Source organism: Pseudomonas sp. B21-028 (genome assembly GCF_024749045.1).
Lineage (GTDB): Bacteria > Pseudomonadota > Gammaproteobacteria > Pseudomonadales > Pseudomonadaceae > Aquipseudomonas.
Genome location: NZ_CP087184.1, coordinates 3182474 through 3207669, shown reverse-complemented (window position 1 = coordinate 3207669; position 25196 = coordinate 3182474). Strand labels below are relative to the sequence as shown.

Genomic DNA, 25196 nt, shown 5'->3' with positions numbered 1-25196 from the left:
GGTACTGCCGCCTTCGCGGGCAAGCCCGCTCCCACAGGGGATCTGCGGTGATCACGCAATCACAGTCACCGCCGGACAATGTGGGAGCGAGCCTGCTCGCGATGGTGGCACATTCAACATTGATGCAGGCAGGTCCACCGCTATCGCGAGCAAGCTCGGCTCCCACAGAGATCAGGGGTCAGTGCATGAATCAGGCGAACACGATGCCGTCCCCAACCTGCCCCAGCCCTATTCCCACCAAGGTCACGGAATTGTCGCCAACCGTGAGCAACGTATCGGCGCCCACCTGCGACAAGTGCTGGCTGTAGTCAAAATCCGCCCCGGCCCCCTGTACGCCAATGAACACCAACTTGTCCCCGCCGTCGTAACCGCTGATCCGGTCCTGGCCGAACGCGCCGTTGAAGATGAAGGTGTCGTTGCCGCCACCCGATTGCATCAGGTCATTGCCCGAACCGCCGACGAAAGTGTCGTTCCCGGCACCGCCCACCAGCCGGTCGCGACCGTCCAGGCCGAACAGCCAGTCCCCCGTCGCCCGCGCCACCAGGGTATCGTCAGCCGCGCTGCCACTGGCCGATGACGCATACGCCGTCAGGTTGCCCCCGGCTGCCAGACCGTTGGCGGTGACGCTGTGGCTCACCTCATCCTTGAACAATCCCCAGAGCGATCCGGGCTCCTGGCTGACCAGCGTACCGATGTCGCGGGTGATGCTGATCGCACCGTGGGCATCACGCACGTACAGCGTGCCGGCCCCGTCATGGGCGAAGCTGAAATTCTTCACCGACTGCTGCAGGTGCAGACTGTTGGCGCCCTGCCCACCCAGGATCACGTTATAGCCACCGCCGTCGCGGAATGTATCGTCGCCGGCGCGGCCTTCCAGGTAATCGGTGCCTTGGCCGCCCTGGATCAGATCCGCCTGGTCGCTGCCAATGATGAAGGTGCTGCCGGTGTGGGACTCGGCATTGCGATTGAGGTCCTGCACCCAGGTATCGCCCCGCGCCGGGTCCGACAGGTTGGCAACGATGATGGTGGAGTCTTTTTCGGTCAGGTCGTAGAACGCCGAGTTCATGATCCGTCCCATGCCATCGCCATAACCGGTGGGCAGGTGGGAGATCCAGGTGGGGATGTTGAGGATGGAAAACGGCAACATGTTCCAGGCCGTCGACGCGTAGTGGTCGTTGAAGCTGACGATGTTGTTGGTGGCCGAATCCTGTTGCGCATCGTGCACGCCCACCGACGCCAGGTTGAAGGTCGAGCCGTCCAGCGCCCGGAAGACCGGATCGTTTTCATAGCCGATGTTCAGCACTTTGTCGGTGCCGCTCTGGGTCGGTGAGGCATAGGCAATGTAGTTGGCGCTGTTGTAGAACCCCGACCACTTGTCCGCGCTCAAGTCCGCCATGCTGTTGACCGCCAACCCGCCCAGGCTATGACCGCTGACCAGGACGTCCTTGCCCGTCAGGCCGTGGGCCTGGGCAAACTTCGCGACATCCCCGAGCAGGTTGCCGAAGGCTTCACCGACGTAATTTTTCGCATAGTCCTTGGGCCCCAGGGCGGCCATCAGGTCGTTGATCACATCGCCGATGGAGTCGGTGATCAGGTTTTCCCGGGGGCCACTGGTGCCACGAAACGACACGCCGATTTCCTGCAGGTGACCCTCGGCGTCGTACTTGCCAAGGATCTCCACTTGCGCGGTGGTGTAGCCGGTCTTCTCGCCAAAGAACGTTCCGCGGCCATCCACCTTGCCGGCATAGCCCAGTTGCGAGGCACTGATGGGTGTCCAGCCGGCTTTTTGCACCGCTTCCAGGGCAAGCTTTTCCGAATCGGGATTCCACGGCACGCCAGGAATCACTCCCTGGGAATCGGTGCCGCCCAGCAATGCCGTGACCAGGGTCGCCGGCAGACCGGCACCGAAGCCATTGTGCTGGTACCCGGAAGCAAAGCCGTTGTCGAGGTTGTGGTAGGAATACAGCATGATCGCCATTGCATCGCTGACCAATGCCTTGGACTCGGTGGTGCCGAGGTTCTTGTAATCGTAGATACCCATGTGTTGCTGCCTCTCTTTTTGTTGTTGGAACAAATGCAAAATGAAGAGTCCAACCGGCCATTGCCCTGATTCCTGTGGCTAACACTGGCTCCCGTGGCGAGGGGATTTATCCCCGTTCGACTGCAAAGCAGTCGCCAGTCTTGGGGTCGCTGCGCGACCCAGCGGGGATAAATCCCCTCGCCACAAAGGTCTGCCCGGTCAATGGATCAGCGGGTTACAAATGCCTCATCCACTTTCGCCAGGTCCTGTTCCCCCAACGTGCCGGCGTAGTAATGCAATTTGACCCAGGCCATGAGGTAGTCCTAGCGGGCCATGGCAAGGTCGGTCCTGTGGCTAGCACTGGCTCCCGTGGCGAGGGGATTTATCCCCGTTCGACTGCAAAGCAGTCGCCAGCCTTCGGTTCGCTGCGCGACCCAGCGGGGATAAATCCCCTCGCCACAAAGGTCTGCCCGGTCAATGGATCAGCGGGTTACAAATGCCTCATCCACTTTCGCCAGGTCCTGTTCCCCCAACGTGCCGGCGTAGTAATGCAATTTGACCCAGGCCATGAGGTAGTCCTAGCGGGCCATGGCAAGGTCGGTCCTGTGGCTAGCACTGGCTCCCGTGGCGAGGGGATTTATCCCCGTTCGACTGCAAAGCAGTCGCCAGCCTTCGGTTCGCTGCACGACCCAACGGGGATAAATCCCCTCGCCACAAAGGCCTGCCCGGTCAATGGATCAGCGGGTTACAAATGCCTCATCCACTTTCGCCAGGTCCTGTTCCCCCAACGTGCCGGCGTAGTAATGCAATTTGACCCAGGCCATGAGGTAGTCGTAGCGGGCCTGGGCGAGGTCGCGGCGGGTGGTGTAGAGCTGTTGCTCGGCGTTGAGCGCGTCAAGGTTGACCCGCTCGCCGCCAAGAATGCTTTGCCGGGTCGACACCACCAGTGCTTCGGCGGAGGCCAGGGCTTTCTGGTAGGCCCGTAGCTTGTTCACCCCCGACACGCAGGCGCTGAACTGCCGGCGCAGTTCGATCAGGGTTTCCCGGGTCTTGGCATCCAGCTCGTATTCGGCCTGTTCCATGGTGCGGCTGGCCTGGCGGGTCGAGGCCGAGACGCCACCGCCGGCATACAAGGGCACGCTGACTTCCAGGCCAATGGTGTTGGTGTCGTAGCGCTGGTTGTAGGTGTTGCCGCTTTCCGACTCGTTCTGGCGCATCGTCGCGTAGGCGCTGACCTTGGGCAGATGTCCGGCGCGGTTGCGCTCCACCTCGTAGCGCGCAACATCCACGGCCTGGCGCTGGGAAGCCAGGCTGGGGTTGTTGCTCACGGCCAGTTCATGCCAGGTATCGAAACCGGCGGGTTGCAAGGCGAAGGTCTGGAAGCTTTCGTTCAACGGCGTCAGGTCACCGATCGCCAGGGTGGGCACGCCGATCAGCGAACCCAGCTTACGCAGGGAGGCATCCTGTTCGTTGTGCGCTTCGATTTCTTCCGCGGTGGCCAGCTCGTAGCGCGACTCGGCCTCGAGGATATCGGTGCGGGTGCCTTCGCCCTGACGAAACAGATGCTCGTTCTGGCGAAACTGCTGTTCGAAAGCCTTCTTCTTGGCCTGGGCAATGTCGATCTGGTCCTGGGCGAACAGCGCCTGGGTGTAATGGCTCAGCACCCGCACCAGCAACTCCTGGCTCTTGCCGCGGAAGTTTTCATCGGCGAACAGCGCCTGCGCCACACCTTTGCGATAGGCCGCGTAAGCCTCGTAGTCCAGCAGCGGCTGTTGCAGGGTCAGGCTGGAGCCATAACTGCTGTAGTTGCGATCGTCATGCTGGCTGGCGCCGCGATCATTGAGGTAAGTGACCTTGGACTGGTTGCGGCCCTTGTTGTAGCTGTAGCCCAGGTGCGGCAGCAGCCCGGCGCGGCCGATGGCGCGATTCTCCAGGCCCGCGTCGCGTTCCTTGATCGCCCCGAGATAGACCGGGTCGTTACGCAGGGCTTGTTCGTAGAATTCGAACGGCCCCATGGCCCAGGCATGGTTGCAAGTTGAAGCGGCCAGCAGTGCCAACCCGTAGAAACACTTCATACACCGGACATCCTTATTCCTCGGTCAACGCAGAGCCGGCCCGGTCGAACAGCGGTTTGAACAGATAGTTGAGCAGCGAGCGCTCGCCGGTGCGCACGAACATTTCCGCCGGCATCCCGGGCTTGATCACCAGGCCATTGAGTTTTTCCAGCGCCGCATCGCCCACGCTGCTGCGCAGCACGTAGTACGGCGTACCGGTTTTTTCATCGACCATCTGGTCGGCGGAGACCAGGCTGACCTCCCCCGCCACCCTCGGCGTGCGGCTCTGGTTGAAGGCGGTAAACAGGATGTCCACCGGCAGATGGATACCGACCTTGTCGATCAGGTTCACCGGCAGGTGCCCTTCCACCTCCAGCCGGGTGCCTTGGGGCACGATCTCCAGCAACGTGTCGCCCTGGCGCACCACCGCGCCCTCGGTGTGCACCCCCAGGTTGACGGCGATGCCATCGGCGGTGGCGAGGATCTCGCTGTGTTGCAGCTCGAACCCGGCCGACGTGAGTTGCTGTTGCAAGGTTTCGCTCTTGAGCTGGGCCTCGGCCAGTTGGCTGCGAACCTCCTTCTGGTACTCCTCGCTGTGTTGTTGCAGCTTCAGCCGAGATTCGACGATCCCCTGCTCCACCCGGCCGCTTTCGCCGCTGTTCTGCGCCAGTTCCTGCTGCACCTGGGACAGTTGCCGTTGATAATCCAGCAGGCGGTTGCGCGGGATATAGCCGTTATCCGCCAAGGGCTGCAGGTTGCCCAGTTGCAGGCGCAGGGAGTCGGCCTGGGCCGTCAGGTCGCCACGGGCCCGACGCATCCCCGCCAATTGCGCGGTGGCGCCGTCGATGCTGGCGCGCAATGCGGCTTGTTCCCGGGCGAAGGCTTCGCGACGGCTGCTGAACAGTTGTCGCTGGCCTTCGAGCACCAACGCCAGGCGCGGGTCCGGGTCCTGGCTCAACGCGCTCGGGAAACTCACTTGCGCCAGGTTGTCCCGCTCGCTTTGCCAGCGCGCCAGGCTGGCCCAGGCCATCCGGTATTGGGCTTGCAGCGATTGCACATCCGCCGCGGCCTGGGTCTGGTCCAGGCGAAACAGTGGTTGCCCTTGCTTGACCGCTTCGCCTTCACGCACCAGGATCCGGCTGACCATGCCGCTGCTCATCGATTGCACGGCCTTGCGCTTGCCGGAAACCACCACCGTGCCCTGCACGGGAATGCCCTGGTCCAACGGGGCCAGGCTGGCCCAGGTAAAGAAGCTGCCAGCGCCAAGGATCGCCAGGGCCCAGCCCATGCGCATGAAGAAACCGGCGTCACGTTCGGGAGGCTCGGGGAGTCGAGTGTGTTCGAGGGTCATGTCGCGATCCTTGCTCATGCGTTGCCGGGCTTGCCGGCGGCCTGGTACTGACGGCTCATGCTCAAGCCGTTGGGCGTCGACTGGGGTTTGTCCCGCGGGGTTTCCGGCTGGCCGGACAGCGCCCGCAGCACGTCCTGGCTCGGTCCGAACGCTTGCAGGCGACCTTCGTTGAGCACCAGCAACTTGTCGGCCTGGGCCAGTGCCGAAGAGCGATGGGTCACCAGCACAACGCTGGTGCCCTGGGCTTTGAGCTGCGCGATGGCACTGGCCAGTGCCGCCTCGCCGACGGTATCGAGGTTGGAGTTGGGCTCGTCGAGCACCACCAGGCTCGGCCGGTCGTACAGGGCCCGAGCCAGGGCGACCCGTTGCTTCTGCCCACCGGACAATCCGCAACCGTCCTCCCCCAGTACCGTGTCGTAGCCTTGGGGCATGCGCAGGATCAGCTCATGCACCCCGGCCTGCTGCGCGGCAGCGACGATTTTCTGCGGGTCGGCCTCGCGAAAGCGGGCAATGTTCTCGGCGATGCTGCCGCTGAACAGCTCGATGTCCTGGGGCAGGTAGCCGATGTATGGGCCGAGTTGGTCGCGGTTCCAGCGATGGATATCGGCGCCGTCCAGGCGCACCGCGCCACCGAGGATCGGCCATACGCCCACCAGCACGCGGGCCAGGGTGGATTTGCCGGAGCCCGAGGCGCCCAGGATCCCAAGCACCTCGCCGGTAGCGAGGCTGAAACTCACTTGATGCAATGTCGCTTGGCGCTGCCCCGGCGGTCCGGCGCTGACCTGCTCGAAACTCACCTGGCCCTTGGGCGGTGGCAACGGCATCGTATCGTCCTGGGGCGGATAGGCTTGCAACAGCGCATCGAGACGACGATAAGCCAGCTTCGCGCCGCTCCACTGCTTCCACACGGCAATCAATTGATCGATGGGGCTCAATACCCGGCCCATCAGGATCGAGCCGGCAATCATCATCCCGGCGGTCATGTCGCCCTTGATCACCAGCAGCGCCCCCAACCCCAGCACGAGCGATTGCAGGCACAGGCGCAAGGCCTTGCTGAAGGCACTGATGACCGCACCGGTGTCGCTGGCCTGGTTCTGCAGACCGAGAAAGCGCGAGTGCACGGCAAACCAGCGGTTGCGCAGCGCATCGAGCATGCCCATGGCCTGGATCGATTCGGCGTTGTGCAAGTGGCTGGTAGCCAGTTGACCGGACTGTTGCGAGTAGCCGCTGGCCTGCGCCAATGGTTTTCGGGTCATGACCTCGTTCAGGCATGCCAGGCCGATGAGCAACAGCGTGCCGATGCTGGCGAACACGCCCAGCCAGACGTTGAACAGATAGATCACCAACAGATAGACCGGGAACCAGGGGGCATCGAAGAAGGCAAACAATGCCGGGCCGGTGACGAACTGGCGCAGATGGGTCAAGTCACCCAGGGACTGTCCGGCGTTGCCTTCGCCCTGGAGCAGGTTGCGCTCGAACGCGGCCTTGTAGACCTGAAGGTTGAAACGCCTTTCCAACTGGCTGCCGATACGGATGACAATGAAACTGCGCACCATTTCCAGCAGCCCGATGAAGACAAAGAACCCCACCACCATCAACGACAACATCACCAGGGTGGTCTCGTTCTGCGATGACAATCCACGGTCATATACCTGGAGCATGTAAATGGAAGGCGCAAGCATCAGGACATTAATCAATGCGGTAAAACAACCGACACTGAGCAGGATATTTTTATAATCGCCCAGCGCCTTGAACAGCGGCACCGCAGCGGCGGTCTTTGCCCTTTTCATCATTCTTCCCTGCTCTTGGCTTTGCCATAGAGTTGGCGAACTCTCGAACTCGCCAATCTTTTATTAGTTGAACCTGAACACACCAAAGTGCGCGCTCGTTCGAACAAGCGCGCTTGGATACGGGTAAACAGGCCCAGGCCGTACGAATACGTTAACGTGCGCTCTCTTGGATATCGCGCTCGAGCGTAACGCTCAATCCCGACTTCAAATTGACTTGATAATGCTGGCCCTGACGGAGCCCCAGATGAACTCTGGCATCTTGCTTGCCAAGCAGCGAAAGACCATCGGGTTCCGGAAACCAATGCACCGGCTCATCCCCGAGCCAGTGACCCAGGCAATCGGTTTGCCCACCCACGGTCTGGTCCGCCTTGAGTTCGATCACGCAGACATTCGACGGCTTGTCCTGCAACGCCTGGGTTTGCGCGGTGTCCTGCGGGCCTGCCAGGACGGCACGCCACTGACCGGCCAACTGCGAGGGTTCTGCTAACAACAGGCTGCGCGCCATGGCGACTTCTCCAGAAAACAACATCAGCGTAGCGAGTAACCAGGCGGTTGCCGGGAAGCTACAGGGCGTAAATTTTTTACCCATCTTGTCCATTCCAACAAAGATCCCGTAGGAGCTGGCGAAGCCCGCAATCTTCATTCGTGGCTCAAATGAGCGAAAAAAGATCGCAGGCTTCGCCAGCTCCTACGGCGTGGTTCAGGCCACGATGTCCGAAACCGCTGCCTGTCCGACGGTACTGACCAGGAAATCGGCCACGCCATGCCCGGAGAAGTCCACCGACAACAAGCTGTTGCCACCCGATGTCGACAGCACCGCATCGCCCGCCGCACCGGTAAACGCATTCACGAAGTGCAGGCCCGCGCCATTGGTGATACCGGTCAGGTCGATCTTGTCCAGGCCGCTGACGAAGTCGAGGATCTGATCCGTGGCACCCGGCCGCGAATCGGAGCTCGCGGCGAACACAAACGTGTCGGCACCCGAACCGCCCGACAGCTTGTCCGCACCGCCGCCCCCCCAGAGGATGTCATTGCCGGCGCCGCCCTTGAGCTCGTTGGCCACTTCGTTGCCGATCAGCAAATCACTGCCCGACCCGCCAATGGCATTTTCGATGGTGGCGCCCTGGGCGATGGAGACGTTGCCCACCATGCCGCCAACGTCGGAGAACGAGGCGTCATTGAGGTTTATTTTCTGGTTCTGGGTGAAACCGGAGAAGTCCAGGGTATCGCGACCGCCCGCGTCCCATACCGAGAACACCACCTTGTCCGACGAGGAAGAAGCACTGAGGAAGTCGCGGCCGGCGTTGGAATTGAAACCGTAAGTGGTGTCACCGGTACGGGTGCTGGTGTTGGCACCGTAGAGCTTCTGGATCGCCGCGATGTCATCCATCAAAGGGCCCGAGGAATAGGCTTCGACGCCGCCCTTGCTGAAGTTCTGGTCGGTGTTGCTTTCGCTCCAGTAGCTCATGACGCTGTAGCCGCGGGTGTCCTGGCCGTACGTGGCGTCATCGTAGGTCGGGCTGCCTTCGCCGGCGTTGTAGTCGCCAGGATGCGCCAGGCCCAGGGTGTGGCCGATTTCGTGGGTCAGGGTCTGCCGGCCATAATTATTCAGGTCCGGGTTCTTGTTCTGGGTGTAGCTGCTGTTGATCAGGTACCAGGACGTCCCGTCATAGCCGGCGCCAGTCCCCGGCAGATAGGCGAACGCCGCTGCGCCGTCCTGGCCGCCGCTGTAGTTGCCGAAGGTCATGTGCCCGTCGCCACCGCTGCTCTTCTCGGTAAAGGTGACATTGGCCACGTCCGCCCAGGATTGCATGGCCAGCGCAGCCTGGCCCTTCTGCTGGGCGCTGAACTGACTGAAACCGCTGATCCCGTGCTTGTTCATGGTGCTCGAAGATGCGGAGGTAAGAAAGGTATAGGTCAGCTCGATCTTGCCGCTGCCGTCCCTGTCCTGATACGCCGCGCCGTCGCGCAGCAATTGGGTGGCCGCCTCGTCCACTGAGTACGACGGCTTGCCATTGACGGTGAGATCGCCGCCACGGTCGTATTGATGGCTGAAACTATTGATCCGGTTGAACGCACTACTCGGTTCGGCCAATGATTGCGGTGCCCAGAGGAGTTGTTCGGCGGAATCAATAGTGCTGGTTTTGACTTTCGACATAAACACACTTCCTTGTTTGCAATGGAACAGTTTTTTCAGACAGGCAATCTCTGGCGAGATCGTCCTATCACTCGCCCAATTGAGGACGCAAGAAAACTGACACAATTCGAAATCAAACGTCTAGCGATTTTTTTGAGCCCTCTCAACAGCAACTCGGACACCGAGCAGAGCACTAGGCGTCCGCCCAGTTAATACAGGCAGTACAGCGTCAAGACCCAAAATTGTCGGACAAAATCCTATTTAAATATTAAATATCGCCCTATGTCGCTCGTCGCTCTTCCAGCAACTAACTGCCAGTGAAATGCTATTAATTAATATGAACTAGTGGCCTATTTGTTCCTCGGTGTTGCGCGCGCAAACCTCCCGCAAACAACCCCGCAGCCAGCGGTGCACCGGATCGGCATCCATTCTTGGATGCCAGAGCATGGCAATCGTGAACGCCGGCACCGGGAACGGCAGCGCAAAACTGTACAGGCCGCTACGCAGGCGGGTGGTATAGCGTTCGGGCACACTGGCGACCAGGTCGCTGGACCGCGCGAGCCCCAGCGCCGTGGAGAACCCCGGGACAGTGGTGATGATCTCGCGCGTCAGGTCCAAGGAAGCCAAAGCCCGGTCGATGGGACCGTGGTCGAGGTCGCGCAGCGCGACATCAATGTGCCCACCCGCCGCATAAGCGGCAGCGGTCATCTCGGCCTGGGCCAGTGGGTGCTCCAGGCGAACCACACCGATGAAACGGTCGACGAACAACGCCTGGGTGCGCAGCTCCGGGCGGGTGTCCTTGTCCACTACAGCGGTTTCCAGGTCCACGGTCCCCTCGCGTAATGCCTTATTGCTCTTGTCAGCCTTGTCCACGAAACGCATCCGGACACCGGGCGCCTCTTCGCCGATGCGGGCAATCAGATCGACCCCGAAGTTTTCAACGAACCCTTCCCGGGTGCGCAGCGTAAAGGTCCGACTCAAGCGCCGCAGGTCCGGGGCCTGGACCGGACGCAGCACCGTCTGGGCGTCCTGTACCAGTTGACTGACCAGCTCGCGCAACTCCAGGGCTCGGGGCGTGGCAACCAACCCTCGCCCGGCCCGCACCAACAGCGGGTCACCGGTGGTTTCCCGCAAGCGCGCCAACGCCCGGCTCATCGCCGAAGGACTGAGCCGCAGCCGTTGGGCCGCCCGGGCGACGCTGCCTTCCGCCAACAATACGTCAAGGGTGACCAACAGGTTGAGATCGGGAATGGACATGATCAGGCCTTGGGCTGATAGGTGGCGTTCTATGCAGCTATAAAGTGCAACTGCTGCGTCTTCCGCCATGTTATGCCCCAGCGTACTGTTCTGACAGCCCAGTTTTTGCGAGTCGCAAATGGAGAACAGAATGAAACCCGTCAGTACGCAACCTTGCCCGCCGGAGATTACCGGCGCACCCCAAGCCACCTCGGCACGCTGGGCGTTGACCAGCCTTGCCCTTGCAACCCTGCTGGCCTCGCTGGGTACCAGCGTCGCCACGGTCGGCCTGCCTGCCTTGGCCGAAGCGTTCAGCGCCTCCTTCCAGGCGGTCCAATGGGTGGTGCTGGCTTACTTGCTGGCGATCTCCACCCTGATTGTCAGCGTCGGACGCCTGGGAGACCTGGTTGGACGTCGGCAACTGCTGCTGGCCGGGATTTTGTTGTTCACCCTGGCGTCCGTCCTGTGCGGGTTCGCCCCTTCCTTGGAGCTGTTGATCGCGGGCCGGACGCTGCAAGGCCTGGGAGCGGCCGTCATGATGACCCTGACCCTGGCCCTGGTCGGCGAAACGGTCGGCAAGGACCGCACCGGTCGCGCCATGGGCTTGCTGGCCACACTGTCAGCGGTGGGCACTGCTCTGGGGCCCTCGCTCGGCGGTACGCTGGTCAGCGTCTTCGGCTGGCACGCCATCTTCCTGATCAACGTACCCCTCGGACTGCTGACGTGGTTGTTGGCCTGGCGCTCCTTGCCTATCCATCGCCCCCCGGCACATGCCGAAAGACCCGGCTTCGATATCACCGGCACGGTGCTGCTGGCGACGGCACTGGGCGCTTATGCACTGGCCATGACTTTGGGACGCGGCAGCTTTGGCGGAATCAATCTCGCCTTGCTGCTGGTGGCAATCCTCGGCGGTGGGCTGTTCGTCCTGGCTCAGCGCCGTGTGACGTCACCGCTGATCCCCCTGGCATTGTTCCGCGACCGGCTGCTGGTTTCGGGTTTGGCGACGAGTGCATTGGTGGCGACCGTCATGATGGCGACGCTGCTGATAGGGCCTTTCTATTTGTCTATCAGCCTTGGACTGCCGACCACGCTGGTGGGGTTGGTGCTGGCCGTCGGTCCCTGCGTTGCCGCATTGGCCGGCGTGCCTGCCGGGCGCCTCACGGATCGGTTCGGCGTGCGCCCCATGCGGCTTGTCGGGTTGACAACCATGGTACTGGGCTGCTCGATGCTGACGCTGCTGTCACCGGCGTTGGGCGTGGGCGGTTATGTCATGGCCATCGTAGTCACCACGTTGGGCTACGCATTGTTCCAGACCGCCAACAACACGGCCGTGATGACGGACGTTCCCGCGCAGAAGCGCGGCGTCATTGCCGGGTTGCTCAACCTGTCGCGCAACCTGGGTTTCTTTACCGGCGCATCGGTGCTCGGCGCGGTATTCGCATCCGCATTACCGACCAACGGCGTCTCTGCCGCCAGCCCCGGGGAGGTCGCAAACGGCCTGCACTTCACCTTCATCGCCGCTTTATCGATGGTAGTCCTGGCCCTGTTCATCGCCCTGCAATACCGTGCGCCAGAGCCGTTGAGGGGCCACCAGCCTTCGTCGGGCAAAGGGTGATGGCACTCTGAGCATTGGCCGTTAAGTCATGATGCAGATCAAAAAAAGTGAACCAATCGCAAAACGGACTGAAAAAAGCCACATGACTTTCATTATCAGGTGCTATTTTTAACTCTCACTGGTAGGGCCATGATGGCTCTTCCTTCCTGACAAGAGCAAACGGAAGCGCTTGATGAAGAAGGTGGGCAACAGATGAATAAAGGATCGTTCAGCAAGGTTACGTTTCCCAACGCTTGCCAGCTGATGCGCTGGCATTTCCATCCAATGGGCTTCGAGGCCAGTATGGATGCGCCGGGCAGCATGGTCGCCCGGTTGTTCGACCGTGCCAGCGGCGAAACCATGATCGCGATTGCAGGCATCCCCTGCGCGACCGTGATGAACGCCCCTGACGTGGAGCGAATAATCGAAGCGGTGGAAGCCGAGCTGGAAGCCTTCGTACCACCGGTTGGTTTGAGGCGATTCGCCTCCTGAGTAAAAAGCCCACGGTCGTGGGCTTTTTTGTGGGCGCTGTTTCGAAATATGTGGCTAGCCGTCACGCGCTATCGCGAGCAGGCTCGCTCCCACAGGGGCTTGATGAACAGATTTGCTGAAGCCCCCCCCGGGACCTTGTGGGAGCGAGCCTGCTCGCGATGGCGATCTTCCAGGCACCCAGCTCACTTCTCAACCGCGGGCGCGACGATGGTCAACGAAGTACGGTTTGCCCTTGTCGATACGGTCCGAAGCCTTGGGCCCATTGGCGGCCTGGCTGTCCGGCTCATCCACGTACCAGTAGCAATGCTGCACCGCCCGGGTGATGCCCACGTAGGCCAGGCGCAGGATCTCGTCCCTTTGCGCCGTGTCGTACGGCTCGGCGTCACCGTCCTGACCCAGCCCGGCCATTCGATAGACCTGATTTTTGTAAGGTGAACGGGTCAAATGCTGACAGTCGCCCAACAAGAACACCGCATCAGCCTGGAGCCCCTTGGCGCTGTGATAGGTCATCTGCCTCAGGCGCCTCGCTTCATAGGGCAAGCTAGAATCTACATTAACTGTTGACTGAATATACTTTTCTATCAGTGACTTATCGCTACTTTTTCGATACAACATCAAGATCGAATCCCCTTTGCGATAATGCTCGTCCAGCCGTCGCGCCAGGCCTTCATCGTCCCGATCCAGCACATTGACCGGGCTCAGCAATGTGGATTTACCGCCGGCCTTGGCCTTTTTGCCAGGGATGGCAGCCGCCGACCGAACAATATGCTCGGCCGCATCAATGATGTGCTGATGACTGCGGTAGTTGTCGGTGAGCATCACCCGCGTCGTTGCCGGCGAAGGGAATTGCTGGTTGAACGCCATGAAATAGCTCGGCGAACTGCCGCGCCAGCCATAGATCGACTGCCAATCGTCACCAACACACAACAAGGAGGAATGGTGCGCGCCGCGTCCCACGTGCATCGCCGCCCCCCGACGCCGCACTTCTCTAAGGGTTGCGCGAAGCCAGGAGACGATCTGCGGAGAAACGTCCTGAAATTCGTCGATCATCAGATGTGACATGGGCCTGAGCAGCGCATCGCCCAGCAACTTGAAGTTTTCCGGCGAGTGCTCGCTGAACAGCGCAAACATACGGTTATAGGTCATGACGGGAGGCGACTGGTCGAGCAGATGGTCTTCGAACGCCCGCCAATAGCGGCTCAATGCCTCGAAAAAGTACCGATCGGGGTCATCCTGGGCGAAACTCATCCGCCCTATGGCATCCGGGACATCCAGGCCCAGGTTCTCGATAAAACCCGCTGCCGCGACGAAGCAATCCAGCAACGGCGCCGAACCCAGCTCTCCCTTGACCTTATAGTCGAAGCCCGGCCCGGCACTGGCATCCCCGGCCAGTGAGGCGAGCAAGCGTTTCGAACTCTCATAGCTTTCTATCCAAATCAATGGCTTACGATAGAAAGCTTGAAACAGGGTGCGCTTGACCGCCCATTCCGCACGGAGACTCAGCCGCGCGCCTGGGCGACTCAGACGGGCATCCTCCCGGGAATCGAACCCCAGCATCACCCACGCATCCAGGGATGGGATGTAACCATGACAATGGAATGTCGAACCGTTGATCTCGAATGTCTGACGCTTGGGCTCGACGCCCTTGATCGGCCATGCGCCGGCGCGAAACCACAAATCCTCGATGGCATCGCACAGCTCTTCATCGCGCTGGGCAGCCAGTTCGGTCACGGCTACGCGCTTTTGCACGTCAGGGTGGTCACGCTCCAGCTCCTTGAGCTGAAAAGCGTGCCGGGACAGCGGCTTGATCAGCTCGCGAAAACGCTCGTCACGCTGATAAAGACGGTGGTAACAGGCGTTGAGCTGCTGACGCTGGGCGTCGTTGATACGCAAGTCGAACGGATTGCCGTCGGCGTCGTCATCGCCCGTTCCCGTACGATGGCTCAGGGTTTCGAAGGCCTGAAGCCGCTCGAAGCCCGGCAAACTGCGGACCATGGGCAAGATGCGCGAATGGAAGGTCCGCACCAGGTCGCGCGCTTCCTTGGGGCTGACCGCTCGCCCCCACAAGGCAAAGACCTCGATCAGCTTCTGGATGAAGTCCTTGCGCGACTCCCGGGTGAACGTCACCACGGTCATCGAGTCCAGTTCGAAGCCCAGGTAATGGGACAGCAGCACGATGCGCAGCACCAGGGTCGTGGACTTGCCCGCACCCGCTCCGGCAACCACCGAGGTAGAAGGCGTATCACTGAAGATCATCTTCCACTGTGCAGCACTGGGTTGTGCATGGGCCGGCAGCAATCGGGCGACATCGGCTTTCACGCGCTTCTTGAGTTCGGGGGTCAATGGCAGGCGCCAGTCGTCGAAGAGCAGGTCGTCCACTTTAGGGGCCGGGTGTTCCGTGCTGCGGAAGTCGCGGATCAACAAGACCTGACGCCCCTCTTCCAAGCCCTCGGCCTTGCCCTCCTTGAAGCCATAATCGAAGCCGGCGGTATGGCCGCTGCGAAAACCATCGGCCTGTCCATGTAGCCAGGAAGCCCGGTGTTGGGCGCGCAGACGTGTCAGGCCATGACCAAAGAAGCGGGCGACCAGACGCTTGAGCAGCGGCATCTGCGCCAGGGGAAGCAGCTCAGGAGGAAGATCGGGAGAGTGTTGCGGCACGCTTTGGGACTCCGGTGTTCAGAACCATGGCCCTATGGTGTCTGTATTTGCCGAGGAGTGCCACCCAAAAGCTTGTAAGTCATGGGGTTAGGCGATGAAGTGAAAGGTCCATCTAATATTGCGTAGCCTTTTAGTGGCGAGGGGATTTATCCCCGTTGGGTCGCTTAGCGATCCAAAACCTCCGACCAAAGAGATTTTGGGGCGCTTCGCACCCCAGCGGGGATAAATCCCCTCGCCACAGAGTGCAGTGTTGGTATCACTTGCCGCTGATAGCACCATCCACCAGGGTCTGCGCCTCGCTCACCAACTGCTTGAGGTGCTCGTCGCCAAGGAAGCTTTCGGCGTAGATCTTGTAGATGTCCTCGGTACCGGACGGACGCGCCGCGAACCAGCCGTTTTCGGTCATGACCTTCAGGCCGCCGATGGCCTGGTCGTTGCCCGGCGCGTGGCTGAGAATGCTTTGGATCGGCTCACCGGCCAGCTGAGTAGACGCGACCTGGTCCGGTGAGAGTTTGCTCAGCAATGCCTTCTGCTGCGGAGTCGCCTTCGCATCGACGCGTACCGAGAACGGCTCGCCCAATTCGTTCGTCAGGGCGCGGTAGGCCTGGCTTGGGTCGCGACCGGTGCGAGCGGTCATTTCAGCTGCCAGCAACGCCGGGATCAGGCCGTCCTTGTCGGTACTCCATACACCGCCGTCCTTGCGCAGGAACGAAGCACCGGCGCTTTCCTCACCGCCGAACCCCAGGGAGCCGTCGAACAGACCATCGGCGAACCACTTGAAGCCAACCGGCACTTCATAGAGACGACGCCCCAGGCGCCTGGCCACGCGGTCGATCAGCCCGCTGCTGACCACCGTCTTGCCGACGCCGGCATCGGCGCGCCATTGCGGACGGTTCTGGAACAGGTAGTCGATGGATACCGCCAGGTAGTTGTTCGGTGCCAGCAGGCCACCAGACGGCGTCACGATGCCATGGCGGTCGTGATCCGGGTCACAGGCGAAGGCCACGTCGAAACGCTCCTTCAGGCCGATCAGCCCCTGCATGGCATGGCTGGAAGAAGGATCCATGCGGATCTGCCCGTCCCAGTCGACTGTCATGAAGCGGAACGTCGAATCCACCTGAGTGTTCACCACCTCCAGGTCAAGCCGGTAATGCTCGGCGATGGCCGGCCAGTAGCGCACACCCGCGCCGCCCAGCGGGTCGACGCCCAGGCGCAACCCGGCGGCGCGGATGGCATCGAAATCGATGACATTGACCAGGTCCGCCACATAGGTGTTGAGGTAGTCGTGACGGTGAGTGGTATCGGCCTTCAGGGCCTGCTCGTAGCTGATGCGCTTGACGCCGGTCAACTGGTTGGCCAGCAGTTCGTTGGCCTTGGCTTCGATCCACTTGGTGATATGGGTATCGGCCGGACCACCGTTGGTAGGGTTGTACTTGTAGCCGCCACTTTGCGGCGGGTTATGGGATGGCGTGATGACGATACCGTCCGCCAGGCCCGTGGTGCGCCCCCGGTTGTAGCAAATGATCGCGTGGGAAACCGCCGGCGTCGGAGTGTATTCGTCGCCTTCGGCGATCATCACGGTCACGCCATTGGCGGCCAGTACTTCCAGCGCACTGGCTCCGGCAGGGGTAGAGAGCGCATGGGTGTCGATACCGACGAACAGCGGCCCATCGATTCCGTGGGCTTCACGGTACAGGCAGATGGCCTGACTGATGGCCAGTACGTGCCATTCGTTGAACCCCAGGTCGAAGGAACTGCCACGGTGGCCGGAGGTGCCGAAAGCCACACGCTGGGTCGCAACCGAGGCATCGGGCCGGCCGGTGTAATAGGCCGTCACCAGTCGCGGGATATCGATCAACAACTCTGCCGGTGCCGGCTTGCCCGCAAATGGACTGACTGTCATGCAAAACCTCTGGATGGAGTGGCTTGGGAAATGGGATGCAGTTTACTGACAGTTCGACAGTGGCGCGATGGGTTCGATCCATCGCCCTTCTCACGATTGCTCAAGCCGCAACGCATCGGCCAGCGCGCAGAGCGCGGGATCCAGGTCGGCGACCCCACTCAAGGCATGCGTGATGCGTAAATGCTGGGTATAAAGCCCTTGGATACTGAACAGTTCGCCAGGGGCGATGACGATGCGCTGGGCCAGCAAGCGCTGAAAAACCTGTCGCAGGTCTACCCGCCGTGACGATCGAATCCAGATCGTCGCGCCTCCCTGGGCTTCAGCCCATTGCAGGCTGTCCCCCAGCCGCTCCCGTAGCAATTGCGTCGTCGAGGTCGCGCTTTCCCGCAACAACCGTCGCAACACCAGCAAATGCTGATCGATCCGTCCGCTGCTGTACAAGCGTGCGATGGCCTTCTGCCGAATAGGCGATAACCGAAACGCGCGCAGCAGGAAATGCCGCTGCAACAGCAGGGTCAACTGACGCGACAGGACATAACCATACGGCGCTTCCGGGCCAATGGTTTTTTCGAAAGTGGAATAGACGATCAGGCGGTCCGGGTCGAGCAGGTCGCGAAAAGGCACGACCCCGGTTTCGAACACCAGGTCCGTGTAGCTGTCGTTCTCCAGTACCCAGGTACCGTGCACCTGCAGCAAACCCGCCACGGCGCGGCGGTTGCCTTCGGGAATGTGCGTACCTCTCGGCATGCTCAACACCGACGACAGCACCACCAGGCGCACGGTTTCGCTCTGCAGGAGTTGCTCCAGTTGCTCGAGACTGATGCCGCCATCCGCCAACAACGGAAGCTCGATAACCTTGACGTCGGCGGCTTGCAGCAAGCGCAGGATCATCCAGTCGCAGGGCGATTCGATCAATACCGTGGCCCCCCTGAGCCCCAGCACGGCGATCAGGATCTCCAGCACGCCACGCAGATCGGCACCGATATACACGTCATCGGCCTTCCAGCAGCGCGCCGGCGAGGAGGTGTAACGGGCCGCCAGGGCAGCGCGCAGTTCCAGCTCTCCCCAGGACTGCAAAGGCATCTGGGAGACCCGTGGGTATTGGCGCAAAAGCTCGCGCTCGAGCAGCAACAGCGGGCTGTCCAGGGGTTGCATCGACGCCGGTTCATCCGCGCTGAGCACCAGCATGCCTGGACGCCGCGCATTGACGTAGAGCGTCTCGAGCAGATCGTCACCGCCGCCCAGGGCGACCACACTGGGCACTGGCAGCGCGTAATAGCCGGACTTGGCAATCGAGTAGACCCGCCCTTCCTTTTCCAGCAGCGAATAGGCGTACTGGATAGTAGAAATCGACACGTTCAACCGGTCGGCCAGTTGCCGTAACGACGGCAGTCGAACCCGGGCCTCGCTACCCAACTCGCTGATCAGGGCCGTCAGGTAGCGATAGACCGCCTGGTAGGCGAAATCCGTTTCCCGCGAGCCCTTCATAGCTTCAGACCCGTGGGATGGGCCGCGACCGGCCGCGGCGGCACACCGGCAGCTGCGGCCGGATACAAGGTGGGTGAAGCCGTCAAACCGCCCCCCTCAATATCTGCCCGAGCCTTCGCGCAGGCCATCGCGACCCAGCAGCCCGGGCGCTTCGGTATCGGCGTTGTCGACAGCCTGTTGCGGGTCGGTTCCCAGGGTGTTTTCGTATTCCGGTAACGCTACGCTCGCCCCATAGAGCCTGCCGAGCATGTCGATCGACAGGCCGCTGACATCGACCATCCATTGCGCCACCTGATCAGCGACTGTCGCGCCCTGCATGGCCTTGTGCAGGTCCGGCATCGCCACCAGCATGCCGGGGTGGCAACAACGCAGGAAATGCTCCAGCCCCGCGCCCCTCTCGACAAAGGGCGCGAACACCATGCACACCAGTTGCGTCTCGTTGAGCCCCAGGCTCGTTTGCGCCTCGGCGGTGGCCTGGGCACGGCGCTCCGCAATGGCCGAAGGCGGACCGAACAGTTCCCGGGCCTGCTCACAGACGTGTTCCGGCAGTTGCTTGCGGTGCATGATCATGATTGCCCGCTGCACATAATCCCCGTAGCCCGCTTCGTAACTGCGTCCTTGCAGGCACGCCGCTTGCAACCCATGCAAATGGGCCGACAGCAGCGGGCCGAGGTATTCGTTTTCCGGCGCCGAGGCGATCAGGTCGTCAGTCCGTATTCTCAGAAACTCGCTGAACAGCAGCCAGTTCATCTCTTCGCAGCGATCGACGATCAGGTCATCGATGCCGATGTGCCCTACCCGCCGACAGGCCTCGAAACAGCCCTCGGGTTTCCACGCGCCGAGGCGTTGAACCCCGTAGAAGTGCCGATAGAGATCGCCCCCCAGGGTATCGAGTTGCGCAAACAGATTGTCGAAGGTGTGAGTGGTGTCGATACCCAGGCCAATCTTGCGGGTGGCACGCCGCAGGCCCGCCATGAACTGTTTCTGCTGGCGCGGCGTATCGCTGCTGACCAGGGAATCCACCCCTGCCTCCCAACGTGCCATGTGGCGGTAGAACTCCGCCATGGCCAGGTAGCCGTCATCGCCGATCTCCAGAGGGCTGTCGACCGAGCGAAGGTGGCCCAGGACCAGCATGTCCATGCGGTTGGACTCATGCCCGGCCACCGACAATGGCTGCCGGTGGTTGAACGGCACCACTTCGCGGTTATCCGCCATCAGCAGCTCCACCCGGGGGTCGTCGTAGACGAACAGCGCGCTGTAGCAGCGATGAATGTTTTCCAGGGTCGCCTGGGTGGTCTCGCTCAACCGCGGCGTGGCGACACGCAGGTCGAAGGTCACGGGATTCCTGCCGGCGATGCTCAGTTGGGCGGCTCTCAGGGCCGTCAGTACGTAAAAGCTGTCCCGGCTCCCGTTCAGGACCGTCAGTACACGGTAGTCACCGATCCGCTCAATGCCACCAGCGGCGACGATCAAACGCTGGATCAAAAGCTGCAACGCCGTACGCTCCGCGCGAGAATAAAAACCCAACAGCCGCTGCAGTATCTGTTGATACACGTGAATCATTGCCTGCTCATGAATTGCGCTCATAACCATTTACCTGGAAGTTCAAATATCAGTGCCGCACCCAGCCACGTGATCGCGCGACGCGTTCGGCTGGAAGTCTTATTTCACTACTGCGAAGAGTATTAGCAATACGTTCGGGCTTTGCTCGCCGTAATTATTTGACACATACATAGGGCGTCGACTGCCGCCCTTTGCGCCAAAGCCTGAAAGCCGCAAAATCATTGGGCTCTGCGCACCCCGCGTTGCGTCCTAGGAGAATTCCGACAACGTCCCACAGACAATGAGTACGAGAAATAAAGAACTTGCTGAACTTCAATTGACCGGTTACCCCATACTGCTTTTCCGATAGTCGATAGAAGACCTTGCCTCCATTAACGCCTGAAGCATCTTGAACAGACATTAAGGGATCAAGCCTTTCTGGAAACATGTATTGAGCCATGACTTCTTCCTTGAGCTGAAAACCAGCATTCAATTATCAGGACTTCAATAATGATTAGAAGATACAGATTGAGGGCAAAAACCAGTTCAGTTGCCGGCAGAGTAAACGGAGTCGTCGTGAACGGGCTGGCGGGCACGGACACATGCTGAAGCAGGAGGAAAGGAAGAATGGCCCGATCAGGCCAGAAGGCAGCGCAAGAGCCAAGGACGATGACTCTTGCGCAAGACAGGCGTCAGGCGGGGTCGACGACCTGAAGGGCAACGCGCTCACGGCAAGGACATTCGTCCATGTAACGGTGAGCTTCGACAAACTCGTTGAACGGAAAGACCCGGGTCTTGAGTGGCAACAGGACGCGGTCGGCAGTCAGTTGGTTGATATCGCGCAAGGCCCGCTGCAGCGCCACCTGGTCCTGGATGATGCCCAGTTCCGGCTTGCCGGTGAAATTGCCGATGCAATGCACGAAGAACTGAATGTTCTTCTGGAACGCCGCGCAGGCCGGGAACGGTGTCTGGTTCCCCCCTTGCAGGCCATACAAGACCAGGCTGCCTCGTGGAGCCAGGACATCGCCGAGCAGTGACATCTGCGGCCCGCCCAGGCCGTCGAACACCACGTCGACGCCACGATTGTCGGTGAGCTTGTTGATTTGCATGAGCAAATCCTGCTCTTCCGTGACAATGACTTTCTCGGCCCCCAGGGACAACAGGTACTCACGCTCGTCGGCGGTCTTGGTGGCCGCGATCACCCGTACACCCAGCGCCTTGCCGAGCTGTACGAAGGAAGGGCCGGCGCAATGGCTGGCATCGGTGACCAGGGCGAACTGCCCGGGTTTGACCCGTGCCAGGTCAACGTAGGCAAAATAAGCGACCAGCAGCGGCGTGTAGTGCACCGCGGCTTCGATCGGGCTCAAGACATCGGGATATCGGGTCAGCGCGGTGCGCGGCAGCACGATGATCTCACCGTACACCGGATAATCGTTCGCGCTTTGTGCGGGAAAGCTGGCGACCTTGTCACCCACGACCAGATCGTCGACACCATCGCCGACCGCCGTCACCACGCCGGCCATTTCATGGCCCAGGCCGGAAGGCAGGCGGGCCTGGGACGACGCCAGGTTCTGGCGCCACAAGGTGTCATGCCAACTGATGCCGATCGCTTCGACACGGACCTGCACTTCTCCTGGCGCAGGAAGAGCCGCCGGCTGCTCTTCGCATTTGAGCACCTCGGCACCACCAAACTTGTGAAAACGGATCGTGCGGGACATCGCAAACCTCGTCAAAGTAACCTCTAATGCCATGAACTCTATCCGGGCTTTGTACCCAAGACCATCAGTGGCTATTAATAGTCGACATGCCTGTCATTGATTCCGCAGCAAGAAAATCAATCAGCCCTGTAGGGCAAATCCTACAAAAAATCATTTAGCCAGTGCAGAGTACCAGCCTTTGCCCGTAAGATTCATGTCGGTCATTGTTCGCATATGGCCGCTCACGTCAAGCTCGCCGAATCTGCCAGGACCCCAGATGAATCGCAATGACCTGCGTCGTGTCGACCTGAACCTGTTGATCGTATTCGAAACACTGATGCATGAACGCAGCGTGACCCGCGCCGCCGAGAAATTGTTCCTCGGCCAGCCGGCCATCAGCGCCGCGCTGTCGCGCCTGCGCAGCCTGTTCGATGACCCGCTGTTCGTGCGCACTGGCCGCAGCATGGAACCCTCGGCCCGGGCGATCGAAATCTTCGCCCTGCTCTCTCCTGCCCTGGATTCGATTTCCACGGCGGTCAGCCGCGCGGCGGAATTCGACCCGGCCACCAGCACCTCGGTGTTTCGCATCGGCCTGTCGGACGACGCCGAATTCGCCCTGCTGCCGATGCTGCTCAAGCGCCTGCGCGCCGAAGCCCCCGGCATCGTGCTGGTGGTGCGCCGGGTCAACTACATCCTGATGCCGAGCCTGCTGGCGTCCGGCGAAATCTCCATCGGCGTCAGCTACACCGACGACCTGCCGGCCAACGCCAAGCGCAAGGTCCTGCGCCGCAGCTCGCCCAAGGTGCTGCGGGCCGATACCGCGCCGGGCCAACTGACCCTGGACGAATTCTGCGCGCGCCCCCATGCCCTGGTGTCCTTCGCGGGCGACCTGAGCGGCTTCATTGATGAAGAGTTGGAAAAACTCGGTCGCAAGCGCCATGTGGTATTGGCAGTGCCGCAGTTCAATGGCCTGAGCACCCTGCTGGCAGGCACGGACATCGTCGCCACCGTCCCCGACTACACCGCCGACGCGCTGACCGCCGCCGGCGGCGTGCGCGCCGAAGACCCTCCGATTCCGGTGCGCAGCTTTGAACTGCACATGGCTTGGCGTGGGTCCCAGGACAATGACCCGGGGGAACGCTGGTTGCGGTCGCGGATTCAGATGTTTTTCGGCGACCCCGATAGCCTGTAATGGAGTTCCAATAAATTCCATAAAACTGTTTTATAACAAGTAGTTATTGGAAATTTCAGTCCACTGTCGCCTGCCCGAATCCAATGAATTCCACGACTATTGGAGATGAGGGCGTCGAGCAAGGTCGGCAAATCCCCTTCCAAGTGCTGGCTTGAAGTACCGGCTGTATGGCAAGGAAAACCGCTTCTCCATCGGCGCTATCTGATGAGCAATATAATGGCCTCACGCCGGCAGTGTGGAGGCCATTATCGATCCGTAGCGATTGTGGAGCTGTCGCAGAAAGCTTAGGTCCAATGGGTAGTCAAGCGAGGCAAACTGCCTGATTCCGGTTTTAGCGCCTTGTTCAGCCCAGAACGTCCGAAATTCAATCCTTGCTCAATTTGGGTATGGCCATACGGCTACCCGCTTTGACTTCGCGCAGAGCCAGACTCGACTGAATGGACGCGATACCGACCTGGCGCCTCAGCACTTGCTCGATAAAGTCGCTATAGCTATCAAGATCCTCGGCTAACACTTGAAGTACGTAGTCGGCATCTCCGGTGATCTTGTGGCAGGCCAGTACCTCTGGCAATTGCGCAATCACGGCCTCGAAGGCGTCCGGAGCGTGATCGGCATGGGTGGAAAAGCGAATGTGCACGAATGCCATGATATCCAGCCCGAGCATTCGCCGATCAAGGTTGGCTTGATAGCCCTTGATGACACCCGCCTCCTCCATTCGCTTGCGCCGTCGCCAGCACGGAGTAAGGCTCAACGACAGCCGTTCACTGAGTTCGGCATTGGAAATGTTCGCGTCCTCCTGCAACAACTCAAGAATGGCCAGATCGGTTTCATCGAGACTGATGCGCTTGGATATTTTTTTCTGCATGACGCCACCCCTGAGTAAAAATGCCCGAATAATCCACTGAACCACGAAAACAAAGCAAAGAAAGTGCAGCCAGGCCGGAACAGAATATTTGCACTGGCTCACATTAACGGATGCGCAGAATGTTTACAGTTTTCAGTGATTCCCACCGGTTGCACCACGGCACCGAATTGAAAGACGGCGTGCTCAAACCGTCTTTCGAACAGCCGAGTCGGGCCGACACGGTGCACAACCGCGTCAAACAGGTCGGCCTTGGTCAGATCATCGAACCGCGCGCTTTTGACCGCTCGTGTTACGTCAACGCGCACAGCGAGCGCTACGTCAGTTTTCTGGAAAATGCCTGGAGCGAATGGTGCGCAACCGGTCGCACTCACGACGCCTTGCCGTTGGTATGGCCGGTGCGCGATCTGGCCGGCGAAGAGGTGCCAACGTTCATCGACGGCAAGCTCGGCTTCTATGCCATGGACGCCGGCTCACCCATTACGGCGACGACCTGGCAAGCCGTAAAAACCAGCGCCGATATCGCCCTCACCGGCCTGGCCCTGCTCGATGAAGGCCACGACAGTACCTTCGCCCTGTGCCGCCCGCCTGGCCATCACGCCGCGCGCGAATACATGGGCGGTTATTGTTACCTCAACAACGCCGCCATTGCCGCGCAACAGGCCATCACCCAGGGCGCCAAACGTGTCGCGGTGCTGGACGTCGACTTCCATCACGGCAACGGCACGCAGAACATTTTTTATCAGCGCAGCGACGTCATGTTCGTGTCGCTGCACGGTGAACCGGCGGTGTCCTACCCGTACTTCTCGGGTTACAGCCACGAAGTCGGCGCGGGTGCCGGCGAGGGTTACAACCTCAACTATCCCCTGCCGAAAAACACCACCTGGGAGGGCTACCGCAACGCCCTGCTCCACGCCTGCAAAAAACTCCAGCAGTTCTCGCCTGAAGTGCTGGTGATTTCCTTGGGAGTCGACACGTTCAAGGACGATCCCATCAGTCACTTCCTGCTGGAAAGTGACGACTTCATTGGCATCGGTGAACTGATCGCGAGCGTCGGCTGCCCGACCCTGTTCGTGATGGAGGGCGGCTACATGGTCGATGAAATCGGCATCAATGCCGTCAACGTACTGCACGGTTTCGAGAGCAAACGCAACTGAGCCACCCCGCGCTCTACAGCCTT

18 protein-coding genes are annotated in these 25196 nt (G+C 60.8%); 4 read left to right on the top strand and 14 right to left on the bottom strand.

All coding sequences use genetic code 11. The features are described from left to right. Window positions 1-190 precede the first annotated feature (190 nt). From LOY35_RS13905 to LOY35_RS13875, 7 genes are all read right to left on the bottom strand, one after another. Window positions 191-2041, bottom strand: a complete 1851-nt coding sequence (locus LOY35_RS13905; RefSeq protein WP_258633366.1) for a polyurethanase — start codon at window positions 2039-2041, stop codon at window positions 191-193. A gap of 716 nt (window positions 2042-2757) precedes the next feature. Further along, window positions 2758-4095, bottom strand: a complete 1338-nt coding sequence (locus tag LOY35_RS13900) for a TolC family outer membrane protein (protein ID WP_258633364.1) — start codon at window positions 4093-4095, stop codon at window positions 2758-2760. Window positions 4096-4108: 13 nt separating this feature from the next. Continuing rightward, window positions 4109-5443 carry an HlyD family type I secretion periplasmic adaptor subunit gene (locus tag LOY35_RS13895; RefSeq protein WP_258633361.1) on the bottom strand — a complete coding sequence of 445 codons (1335 nt, stop codon included), beginning with the start codon at window positions 5441-5443 and terminating at the stop codon, window positions 4109-4111. Further along, window positions 5440-7215: a type I secretion system permease/ATPase gene (locus tag LOY35_RS13890; protein WP_258633608.1), complete on the bottom strand. Its 1776-nt coding sequence runs from the start codon at window positions 7213-7215 to the stop codon at window positions 5440-5442. Before LOY35_RS13890 ends, LOY35_RS13895 begins: the two co-directional genes overlap by 4 nt. Before the next feature lie 151 nt (window positions 7216-7366). Next, complete coding sequence (locus tag LOY35_RS13885) at window positions 7367-7804, bottom strand: protease inhibitor Inh/omp19 family protein (RefSeq protein WP_258633605.1); 438 nt, start codon at window positions 7802-7804, stop codon at window positions 7367-7369. A gap of 111 nt (window positions 7805-7915) precedes the next feature. Further along, window positions 7916-9373, bottom strand: a complete 1458-nt coding sequence (locus LOY35_RS13880; RefSeq protein ID WP_258633360.1) for a serralysin family metalloprotease — start codon at window positions 9371-9373, stop codon at window positions 7916-7918. Between the two features lie 321 nt (window positions 9374-9694). Further along, complete coding sequence (locus LOY35_RS13875; RefSeq protein WP_258633358.1) at window positions 9695-10609, bottom strand: LysR family transcriptional regulator; 915 nt, start codon at window positions 10607-10609, stop codon at window positions 9695-9697. Window positions 10610-10739: 130 nt separating this feature from the next. Here LOY35_RS13875 and LOY35_RS13870 point away from each other — a divergent pair, with 130 nt between their 5' ends. Both LOY35_RS13870 and LOY35_RS13865 read left to right on the top strand, forming a co-directional pair. Continuing rightward, window positions 10740-12203 carry an MFS transporter gene (locus tag LOY35_RS13870; protein ID WP_258633356.1) on the top strand — a complete coding sequence of 488 codons (1464 nt, stop codon included), beginning with the start codon at window positions 10740-10742 and terminating at the stop codon, window positions 12201-12203. Between the two features lie 192 nt (window positions 12204-12395). After that, window positions 12396-12674 (top strand): DUF1652 domain-containing protein, encoded by a 279-nt coding sequence (locus LOY35_RS13865; RefSeq protein WP_003201764.1) that lies wholly within the window; start codon window positions 12396-12398, stop codon window positions 12672-12674. A gap of 189 nt (window positions 12675-12863) precedes the next feature. Here LOY35_RS13865 and LOY35_RS13860 read toward each other — a convergent pair whose 3' ends face one another. The 6 genes from LOY35_RS13860 to LOY35_RS13835 all read right to left on the bottom strand — a co-directional run bounded on the left by LOY35_RS13860 (window position 12864) and on the right by LOY35_RS13835 (window position 21983). Continuing rightward, a complete protein-coding gene (locus tag LOY35_RS13860; protein WP_258633355.1) occupies window positions 12864-15332 on the bottom strand; it encodes a UvrD-helicase domain-containing protein in 2469 nt (822 codons plus the stop codon). A gap of 256 nt (window positions 15333-15588) precedes the next feature. Continuing rightward, window positions 15589-17235 carry a phosphoglucomutase (alpha-D-glucose-1,6-bisphosphate-dependent) gene (gene pgm / locus LOY35_RS13855; RefSeq protein WP_258633354.1) on the bottom strand — a complete coding sequence of 549 codons (1647 nt, stop codon included), beginning with the start codon at window positions 17233-17235 and terminating at the stop codon, window positions 15589-15591. Window positions 17236-17325: 90 nt separating this feature from the next. Continuing rightward, window positions 17326-18723 (bottom strand): PLP-dependent aminotransferase family protein, encoded by a 1398-nt coding sequence (locus LOY35_RS13850; protein ID WP_258633352.1) that lies wholly within the window; start codon window positions 18721-18723, stop codon window positions 17326-17328. Between the two features lie 96 nt (window positions 18724-18819). After that, the gene (locus tag LOY35_RS13845) at window positions 18820-20310 is read right to left on the bottom strand and encodes a hypothetical protein (protein ID WP_258633351.1); all 1491 of its coding nucleotides are present in this window, start codon (window positions 20308-20310) and stop codon (window positions 18820-18822) included. Between the two features lie 130 nt (window positions 20311-20440). Continuing rightward, window positions 20441-20725 (bottom strand): hypothetical protein, encoded by a 285-nt coding sequence (locus tag LOY35_RS13840; RefSeq protein WP_258633348.1) that lies wholly within the window; start codon window positions 20723-20725, stop codon window positions 20441-20443. Between the two features lie 232 nt (window positions 20726-20957). After that, entirely contained in the window at window positions 20958-21983 is a 1026-nt protein-coding gene (locus LOY35_RS13835) for a zinc-dependent alcohol dehydrogenase family protein (RefSeq protein WP_258633346.1), read from the bottom strand. A gap of 256 nt (window positions 21984-22239) precedes the next feature. Here LOY35_RS13835 and LOY35_RS13830 point away from each other — a divergent pair, with 256 nt between their 5' ends. Further along, on the top strand, window positions 22240-23154 hold the full coding sequence (locus tag LOY35_RS13830) for a LysR family transcriptional regulator (RefSeq protein WP_047703194.1): 915 nt from the start codon (window positions 22240-22242) through the stop codon (window positions 23152-23154). 364 nt (window positions 23155-23518) lie between these two features. Here the strand turns inward: LOY35_RS13830 and LOY35_RS13825 are convergent, their stop codons facing one another. Then, the gene (locus LOY35_RS13825; protein WP_144922066.1) at window positions 23519-24019 is read right to left on the bottom strand and encodes an Lrp/AsnC family transcriptional regulator; all 501 of its coding nucleotides are present in this window, start codon (window positions 24017-24019) and stop codon (window positions 23519-23521) included. 119 nt (window positions 24020-24138) lie between these two features. Between LOY35_RS13825 and LOY35_RS13820 the strand changes: the two genes are divergently transcribed. After that, window positions 24139-25173 (top strand): histone deacetylase family protein, encoded by a 1035-nt coding sequence (locus tag LOY35_RS13820; protein WP_258633342.1) that lies wholly within the window; start codon window positions 24139-24141, stop codon window positions 25171-25173. Window positions 25174-25196: the final 23 nt, after the last annotated feature.